This is a genomic window from Rufibacter psychrotolerans (assembly GCF_016924645.1).
Lineage (GTDB): Bacteria > Bacteroidota > Bacteroidia > Cytophagales > Hymenobacteraceae > Nibribacter > Nibribacter psychrotolerans.
Window position 1 is genome coordinate 132,331 of record NZ_JAFFJV010000008.1, and the last position, 8,247, is coordinate 140,577.

The window sequence follows — 8,247 nt, forward strand, 5'->3', positions numbered from 1 at the left end:
TTCCAAAGGGGCGCTTCTACAGAACCGGGCCTCGCCATAGAGAAAGGTCACCCCAACCATTCCGCATCGCATATACCTACATGTACAAACAGCTACCAGGGGAGATCGCCTCTACGCGCTTAGAAGAGTTAGTAACACCCACCGGCAAGGTTTTCCTGCAGATTAGCCTGGAGCCCCATGACCAGTGGATTCACGCCAACTGGATTGGGTACCCTACCCATGACAACGTGGCCAAAGGGGCCATCACCTACCTGGACTGGATGAAGGCGAAAGGCTGCTCAGCCGTCCTTAACGACAACCGCCACCTGGTGGGCCGCTGGAACCAGTCGCTGGATTGGTTGGAGCAGCACTGGGTGCCGTACGCCGTGAAAGCCGGCCTGCGGTACTGGGCCCACCTGGACACCCCCGGCACCTTCTCCGCCGAATCGGCGGATCTGCTGCGTGCCCGGGTAAGGGGCAAGTTTGAGGTGCAGCTGTTTGAAGACCAGGCGGCCGCCGAAACCTGGCTCAAGAGCAAGCAAACCGTGAGACGGTAACTTCCCGTCGTGGTAAAAGAAAAAGCCCCACCCTTGTTAAAAGGCGGGGCTTTCCTGTTTTAGGGCAGTTTTGGCCGAAACAGGCCTGAAACTACTTATTTGGGATTGGTGCCTTGCAGGATGGTGACCATGTTCATTTCCATAGTGGGATAGGCGGTCTCTACAATGCGGCCCATCTCTTTGCCATTCTTGTACAGGATAAACGTAGGCACGGCCGTCACGCTGTCGGTTTTTTCGCTGCCGGTGAGGCCGCTCTTGTCTTCGCGCAGGCTGATCAGTTGAAAGCGCGAGTGCGGAATGCGGGCCTGGTCCATGATCTTGATAAACCGGGGCAGGTCGCGTTGGCTGTCCAGGCACCAGCTGCCAATGTAAGCCTTAATGGTCACGCCCTCCAGCAGCGGCTCCAATTGCTCCATGATCTTGGGGTTAGGAGTGTAGCGCTGGTACGTGGGGTGGAACCAGGCATTGTACGGGGCCTGGTCAAAGGCCATGCGCGTGGTAACGCCAATGAGAATGTTCTCTGTGCCGGCGGCGTTCTTCTCTTCCCGGTTTTCATTGGCATTGAGGCCGGTGTTCTCCGCGGAGGAATAGCCCGACGAGTCAGCGGAGGTGGTGGACATTGTCTTGCGGGCGCAACCCATGGCCCCCAGCGCCAGAAAAGTGACAAGTATGAAACAAAAACGCATTTTCTTAAAGGTTAAGGCAGATAAAGGAAACCTAGTAGAGGAACGTGCCTCCGCACGCCACCGGTATCTGCCGGGCCAAATTTTCTTGCTACACCGCCTCAAGAGGACGGGGCTCGTCCAGGTCCACAAACTCACCTTCCCAGCGGGCAATCACGGCCGTGGCCAGGCAGTTCCCGATCACGTTCACCGAGGTGCGGGCCATGTCCATTAATTCGTCAATACCCAGAATAATGAAAATAGGTTCTACCGGCAGGTTAAAAGAAGCGGCGGTGCCCAGCAAAATCACCAGGGAGGCGCGCGGCACGCCGGCTACGCCCTTGCTGGTGAGCATGAGCGTGAACACCATCAATAACTGCTGCTCCCAGCTCAGATTAATGCCGGCCGCCTGGGCCACAAAGATAGAAGCCAGCGACAGGTACAGGGTGGTGCCGTCCAGGTTGAAGCTGTAGCCCATGGGCATCACAAACGCCACAATCTTACGCGGCACGCCAATAGACTCCATGGCCTCCATGGCGCGGGGCAGGGCGGCCTCTGAACTGGTGGTGGCAAAGGCAATGGAAACCGGCTCGGCGATCACCTTGGCAAACATCCTGATGGGAATCCGGAAGAACAGGGCCGCCGGCAGCAGCACCAGCAGCAGGAAGGCGATGAGGGCCACGTACAGCGTTGCCAGCAGCTTGAAGAGGTTCACCAGAATACCGAAGCCCATGTGCCCCACGGTGTAGGCAATGGCGGCGCCCACGGCAAACGGGGCAAAGTACATGATAATGTTGGTGAACTTGAACATGGTCTCGGCCAGGCTCTCGGTCACTTCCAGCAGGGGGCGGCGCTTGCGCTCGTTCAGCATGGCCAGGGCAATGCCGAAGAGCACGCTGAACACCACAATCTGCAGCACCTGCCCCTCGGCCACCGACTTGGCGATGTTCTCGGGGAAAATGTGCAGGATAATGTCTTCCCAGGTCTGGGCGGGCGGGGCGGAGATCTCGTCGCTGGTCTGGCCCTTGAGCACAATGCCGTCGCCGGCCCGGCTAAGGTTAATGGCCGCCAGGCCAATGAACAGCGCAATGGTGGTCACTACCTCAAAGTACACCAGGGCCTTCACGCCCATTTTGCCCACTTGCTTGAGGTTAGAGTGGCCCGCAATGCCCACCACCAGCGTGGCAAAGATGAGCGGCGCAATGATGGTTTTCACCATTTTCAGGAAAACCTTGCTTAAAACGTTCAGGCCCTGGGCAAAGTCTGGGAAGCTGTAGCCAATCTCGGCCCCCACCACCATGCTCACCAGGATCCAGGTGGTGAGGGACTTTTTCTGGCGGGCGAAGAGCAGCAGGGCGGCAATACCGGCCCAGCGGGCGGCGGTGAGTACTACTTCAGGAAGGGCAAGTAAACCATAGTTCTGCGCCAGCGTGAGCACTACGGCTACGGTAAGAATCACAAAGGCCAGTAAGGCGAGCGTGGATTTTTTCATAAAAGGGTTAAGCTCCCTGCTTCAGGAAAGAAGGGAATAACAGTGGTTTAGAATTGAATGGGTTGTAAGCCACAAGACCGGCAAGGTACTGTATCCGACAAATATAGGTTTTTCTTCCGGTTCCTGAAAGCCGGGGGCTGCGGCCAATGGCTCGGCAAAGATTGGGGGCCAGCCCCAATTTTTATTGGGCGTTGCTGCTTTTTTTGCTACACTTGAGGCTCGCAAACCCCACTATCCACTATGCTACTATGGAATCTGGAGGCCCGGGACCTCACCCTCCGCTATACCTGGAAAATCTCCCGCAATGCTTCTGACGTAAAGACCAACCTGTTTGTGACCGTAGGCGACGGCCGGGCCCAGGGCCGGGGCGAGGCCGCCCCCAACGTGCGCTACGGCGAGACCCCCCAGCTGCTGCGGGAGCAGTTCCAGACCCTGCAGGCCCAGGGGCTGGACCAGGTGGCCACCGTAGAGGAACTGCAGCAGCTCCTGCAGCAGCGCGAAGTGTTGCCCGCCCTCCGGTTTGCCCTTGAGTCGGCGTTGGTGCATTACCTCTGCCAGAAAAACAACCAGACCGTGCCCCAGTTCCTGGGCGTGCAGCCGGTAGCCTCGGCCCCCACGGCCTACTCGTACCCCATCATGGACCCGGGCAAGATTGCCGCCTTCACCAAAGAGCACGGCCTGCACCGGTTTGAGTACCTCAAAGTGAAAGTAAACCAGGAAAGCGGCCTGGACATGATGGCCGAGGTGGCCAAAGCCGCCCCGCAGCGCCTCATGGTAGATGCCAACGAAGCCTGGCAAGACCCAGACGCCCTCATGCGCTTTTTTGAAGGCCTCCGGAAATTCCCCATCATCATGATTGAACAGCCCATGCCCTCGGCCCTGCAGGAAGAGTACCTGTACCTGAAAAAGCACTCGCCGTACGATCTCTTCGCTGATGAATCGGTGACCGACCACGCCGACTGGGACCTGCTCCAGCAGCAGTTCCACGGGGTGAACATGAAGCTCATGAAGGCCGGCGGTTACCTGAACGGGCTGTCTATCCTGAACAAGACCCGGGCCGTGGGGCTCAAGACCATGATTGGGTGCATGATGGAAACGTCCATGGGCATCTGGTCGGCGCTGCAGCTGGCCCACGGCGTAGACCTGCTGGACCTGGACGGCATGCTGATTGTGAAAGACGAGCCCTTTAAACTAGTGCGTGAAGAAGCCGGCCGGTTGTACCCCGTGGCGCAGCCCTAGGCCAGGAGCCGTTTTTGGCCCGTTTTCTGCAAAAGCGCCCAAAAACAGGGACCCTGCTGCTCTAGAGCGGCAGGGCCCCTGTTTTTGGTAGGTGACCGCTGTTCCTGTCTGCTGGCGGCGGGTGCCCGGGCCCAGGCTATGGCTTCTTCTGCTCCTGGGCGGCCAATTGCTTTTCAAGCAGGGCGGCTTCGGCGTCCAGCTTTTTCAGGGTGGCGGCATCGGGCTTTTGCTGCACGGTCTTCTGCAGCAACTCATTCTTGCGCTGGAGCACGCGCTGTTTTTCCTGTAGCAGGCGCAGGCGTTCGTTCATCTGCTGGGCCTGCAGCAGGTGCTGGCCCAGCCCGGTGGAGTCTCCGGAAAGGGTGGTGCTCTGCTGCAGGACCACGGGCGAGCGGGTGAGGTTTCCTTTGAGGTCCAGCCGGTCGCCTTCCGCCAGCTGAATCACCTCACCGCCGGCGGTGGTGAGGGTGCCGTTAGGGTGCAGCGTAGCACCGTTGGCGAAGGTCTTGGCCTGGGTGAGGGGCGTGAAGGTGTCGCCCTGCACCTGCATGGGTTTGCCGTTGCGCAGAATAATGCCCTGGCGCAGGGGCGTGACGCTGGTAGTGGTGGTTTTGCCGCTGATGCGCTTCTGGATGGTGGCACTCTGGGCCCGGGTACTTAGCGGAGCCAGTACAGCCCCTAGCAACAGCAGGCTGGCAATAAGGGAACGTGGTAGCATAAACAAACTGGTTGGTACTGGTTTTTACGGTGTTTTCCTGAAAAGGGGCTAAAAACGGGCTGCTGGTCCTGCCATCAGGCCTTGGCGGTTTTGTTGCGCTCCTTCAGGTACTGCACAATGCCCGGCAGCACCGACAGGAAGATGATGGCCGGAATGGCGTAGTGCAGGTACTCCTTCAACTGCGGGAACTGCCGGCCCAGGTAGTAAGAGACCAGCACCAGGGAGCAGATCCAGAGGGTGGTGCCCACCACGCTCAGCAGCACAAACCGGCCCAGCGGCATGCCAGTTACCCCGGCCAGCAGCGGGTTAAAGGTGCGCACCACGGGCACAAATTTGCCCATGATAATGGCCAGCTTGCCTTTTTCTTTGTAAAACTTCTGGGCCCGCTCCAGGTGGTGGCGCTTAAAGTACCAGGTGTCTTTCTTACGGTACAGTTTCTTGCCCATGCGCTTGCCAATGCTGAACCCCATGAGGTCGCCGGCCACCCCGGCGGCGGTCATGCTGGCCAGCAGCGCCACCAGGGGAATAGACAAGACATCGGCGCCGGCCAGGAGCCCCGTGGTGAGCAGGAGGGAGTCGCCGCCCGGGATCACCAAGCCAATGAGCAAGCCGGTTTCCACGAAGACCACGGCCAGGATCAGCGTGAGGCCACCGTACCGGATCATGTTCTCGGGGCTGGAGAAGAGCTCTGACCAGGAAACCAGGAAAAAGTCTGTCATGGGGGGATTGGGGTTGGTTTTCAGGTGCAGTACGCACAAGAAGAGCCAGATGTTGGTTGTATCTTTGCGGCAAACCACAGAATTGCAGCGGCTATGTTGCTGATTTTGGGGTAGCTACATATATTTGGCTATTGCCCACCCATTGCCCGGTCTACCATGAAGATAGAAGAAGAGATTAAGCAGAGTACGTTCAAGAATGCCTACCAGAAGGCGTTTATCAACGTGGTGTACACGGCTAACTGGCTGCAGCAGAAGCAGTCTGCCTTGTTTAAGCCGTACGGGGTAACCTTGCCGCAGTACAACCTGCTGCGCATTTTAAAGGGGCAATACCCCAAGCCGGCCACGGTGAACCTGCTCATTGAGCGCATGCTGGACAAAACCTCCAATGCCTCACGCATTGTAGACAAACTGGAGTCAAAGGAGCTGGTGACCCGCACGCAATGCCCCACCGACCGCCGTACCGTTGACATCCTGATCACCGAGAAAGGCCTCCACCTGCTGCAGGAGATGGAGGCCACCACCACCGGGGGCCAGTTTGGCCTGCAGCACCTGTCTGCCGAGGAAGCCGAGCAACTCAGCCACCTGCTGGACAAAATAAGGGGCTAGTCTTGCGGTATTTGTGTACCTTACAGTGGATTCTACTAAACCTCTAATAAGTTATTCCTATGAAAAAAATGTTACTTTCTGTGCTGGTGGCGGCCGCGGTAGGGGTTTCTGCCTTTAACATGGTAGCGCCTGGTGAACGCAAGCCCGCTACTCCTGCCCCCGTAGCCGATGCCATTCAGAACTTTAAGGTGAACCTGGAGGAAAGCAAGATTACCTGGATTGGCCGCAAGGTTACCGGCGAGCACAACGGCAACATAAAGCTGGCCAGCGGCACCATGCTGTTTGAGCGTACGGCGCTCAGGGGCGGTACTTTCCTGATGGACATGACTTCCATTACCTGCAATGACCTGCAGGGAGGCTCCAACAAACGGCTGGTAGACCACCTCAAATCAGACGATTTCTTCTCGGTAGATAAAAACCCCACGGCCCGGTTTGCCATCACCAACCTGGCACCCCGGCAGAACGCCAAGGCCGGTACCGCCAACTACATTGTCACCGGTGACCTCACCATCAAGGGCATCACCAACCAGGTGTCTTTCCCGGCTTTGGTGACCATGAAAAAAGGAGTAGCCACCGCCAAAGCCACCCTCAAGTTTGACCGCACCAAGTGGGACATTAAGTTCAGGTCTGGTAATTTCTTTGAGAACCTGGGCGACAAAGCTATTCTGGACGATGTGGAGCTAAACCTGGAATTGGTGGCCAGAGCCGAGACCGTTGCCAAAAAGTAACCCCTACCATCACTTCAGGGAAGGTCAGTGTTTTACTACGCTGGCCTTTTTTTATGCCTTGCCTGCTACGGTAACCATGAGGGCATCTTTCTGCAGCCTGCTGGGGAACAGGCGCTAGCTTCAAAAAAGGGAAGTCCTGGTTAGCGGGATTGATTCAATGAGTGCTATATAGTACATTCGGCAGTACAGTTACGTTTATCCGGCTATGACAGCATTTAAACCGTAGGTTTGCCTCCAGCCAAGGAGCCAATAAGCGTAGGTACTCCGTATATCCAGTAGTTAGCTTTAATTTATAACATTAATAAATCAGGTAAATGATTAAAAAAAGTACATTGCTTTTGTTTATCCTGATTGCTTTGGGATGTAAAGAAAATAAGGGCAAAGAAATTAGAAATGAGTTAGAGGTGACTTTTAGCGCAGTGACTTCTGATGACAGAATTAAGCACATATTAGATGAATATATCAAAGAGATGGACTGCAAGGATTGCATCCATGAGATATTCTTTGATAGGTTTGTGTACAACCAGACTATAATTACTCTTAGAAGTAGAGGCTATAATAAAGAATATCTCCTTAATCAAAAACCTTTATTGCAGCTCACCTACAAAGAGATTCCTTTTATCATTTACAGTGGAATGGAAGGATACTTTGACGGCAAGTTCGACTTTAGGGAAAAAGGCGGTGAGAAAACTGAATGGTCAATGAAATACATCCATTGGACAGTAATTGATAGTGTTGGTAAATTAAAGATATATAAAGAAGGAAGCCTTCCATACACAGCTATCCCAGGCGTTAGCTATTGTCAGTAAAACTAAGAAAAACTAAAGCTAACCACGTGTAAACGTCACCCTTCGGCCGACGGCCTCCGGCGTCGTTTACACAAGTACGTTAGGTAATATTTAATAAATGAATCTAAAAAGTAAATATAGAATCTTCTCTTGCATTTTGCTTTTGGCTCTCCTGATTGGAGTGCCTTTACTGACCGTTGTTTCGGTGCTGTCGACTAAACTATTTCTCAACGACCCTAAAAAAGTATTTGTCTTGGCTTTCCCACTACTCATGGCAATTACGATTCTATTGTTAGTCTATCATCTAAGATACAAATGGGACATAGTACAGATTGGTAACTTCCATTTGAGAATTAAGAAGTTTTTCGGATTAGGTAAAGAAGTAGTAATCGAATACTCTGCAATTAAAGCGACACCTTCTTGGGAACATGTCAGAATTGGGAATGGCCAATTAATTGTCATAGAATCAAATGGACAAGTGGTAACAGAGATTTCGGACTTCACCTACTCAAACTATAAAGACCTAGTTACTGCGCTTGAGATAAAAACGAAACTTGAAGAATATAGATTTAGGCCTTTTATTGAAAGAATAAAACTAGTCTTAACATAAAAGAAAAACAACCGCTAACAAGGGTAGCTGTTGCACAACTCTTGGCTGAAGTAGAACTTTCCCATCTGTCTCCCTTGATTTCTTAATTTCTCCCCGATTCTCGGGGCCAAAATAGCCTTAAAAAGCGGCTGTAAGGGGTCTTGGTAAGG

Annotated in this window: 10 protein-coding genes; 6 read left to right on the top strand and 4 right to left on the bottom strand. The window is 54.3% G+C overall.

Annotated elements, in window-relative coordinates:
- Nucleotides 1-80 precede the first annotated feature (80 nt).
- The gene (locus tag JT718_RS09090; RefSeq protein ID WP_205501934.1) at nt 81-536 is read left to right on the top strand and encodes a hypothetical protein; all 456 of its coding nucleotides are present in this window, start codon (nt 81-83) and stop codon (nt 534-536) included.
- Between the two features lie 95 nt (nt 537-631).
- Here the strand turns inward: JT718_RS09090 and JT718_RS09095 are convergent, their stop codons facing one another.
- Nucleotides 632-1,222: a thioredoxin family protein gene (locus JT718_RS09095; protein ID WP_205501936.1), complete on the bottom strand. Its 591-nt coding sequence runs from the start codon at nt 1,220-1,222 to the stop codon at nt 632-634.
- A gap of 88 nt (nt 1,223-1,310) precedes the next feature.
- Nucleotides 1,311-2,690: a dicarboxylate/amino acid:cation symporter gene (locus JT718_RS09100; RefSeq protein WP_205501937.1), complete on the bottom strand. Its 1,380-nt coding sequence runs from the start codon at nt 2,688-2,690 to the stop codon at nt 1,311-1,313.
- A gap of 240 nt (nt 2,691-2,930) precedes the next feature.
- Between JT718_RS09100 and JT718_RS09105 the strand changes: the two genes are divergently transcribed.
- Nucleotides 2,931-3,929, top strand: coding sequence for a dipeptide epimerase (locus JT718_RS09105; protein ID WP_205501939.1), 999 nt, complete (start codon nt 2,931-2,933; stop codon nt 3,927-3,929).
- Between the two features lie 136 nt (nt 3,930-4,065).
- Here JT718_RS09105 and JT718_RS09110 read toward each other — a convergent pair whose 3' ends face one another.
- Nucleotides 4,066-4,647, bottom strand: coding sequence for a DUF6799 domain-containing protein (locus JT718_RS09110; protein WP_205501941.1), 582 nt, complete (start codon nt 4,645-4,647; stop codon nt 4,066-4,068).
- A gap of 74 nt (nt 4,648-4,721) precedes the next feature.
- Complete coding sequence (locus JT718_RS09115) at nt 4,722-5,366, bottom strand: DedA family protein (RefSeq protein ID WP_205501943.1); 645 nt, start codon at nt 5,364-5,366, stop codon at nt 4,722-4,724.
- Between the two features lie 156 nt (nt 5,367-5,522).
- Here JT718_RS09115 and JT718_RS09120 point away from each other — a divergent pair, with 156 nt between their 5' ends.
- From JT718_RS09120 to JT718_RS09135, 4 genes are all read left to right on the top strand, one after another.
- Nucleotides 5,523-5,972 carry a MarR family winged helix-turn-helix transcriptional regulator gene (locus JT718_RS09120; RefSeq protein WP_205501945.1) on the top strand — a complete coding sequence of 150 codons (450 nt, stop codon included), beginning with the start codon at nt 5,523-5,525 and terminating at the stop codon, nt 5,970-5,972.
- Nucleotides 5,973-6,031: 59 nt separating this feature from the next.
- Nucleotides 6,032-6,700 carry a YceI family protein gene (locus tag JT718_RS09125; RefSeq protein ID WP_205501946.1) on the top strand — a complete coding sequence of 223 codons (669 nt, stop codon included), beginning with the start codon at nt 6,032-6,034 and terminating at the stop codon, nt 6,698-6,700.
- 314 nt (nt 6,701-7,014) lie between these two features.
- Nucleotides 7,015-7,509 (top strand): hypothetical protein, encoded by a 495-nt coding sequence (locus tag JT718_RS09130; protein WP_205501948.1) that lies wholly within the window; start codon nt 7,015-7,017, stop codon nt 7,507-7,509.
- A 97-nt stretch (nt 7,510-7,606) separates the two neighbouring features.
- Nucleotides 7,607-8,098 (top strand): hypothetical protein, encoded by a 492-nt coding sequence (locus JT718_RS09135; protein ID WP_205501949.1) that lies wholly within the window; start codon nt 7,607-7,609, stop codon nt 8,096-8,098.
- The last annotated feature ends 149 nt before the right edge of the window (nt 8,099-8,247 follow it).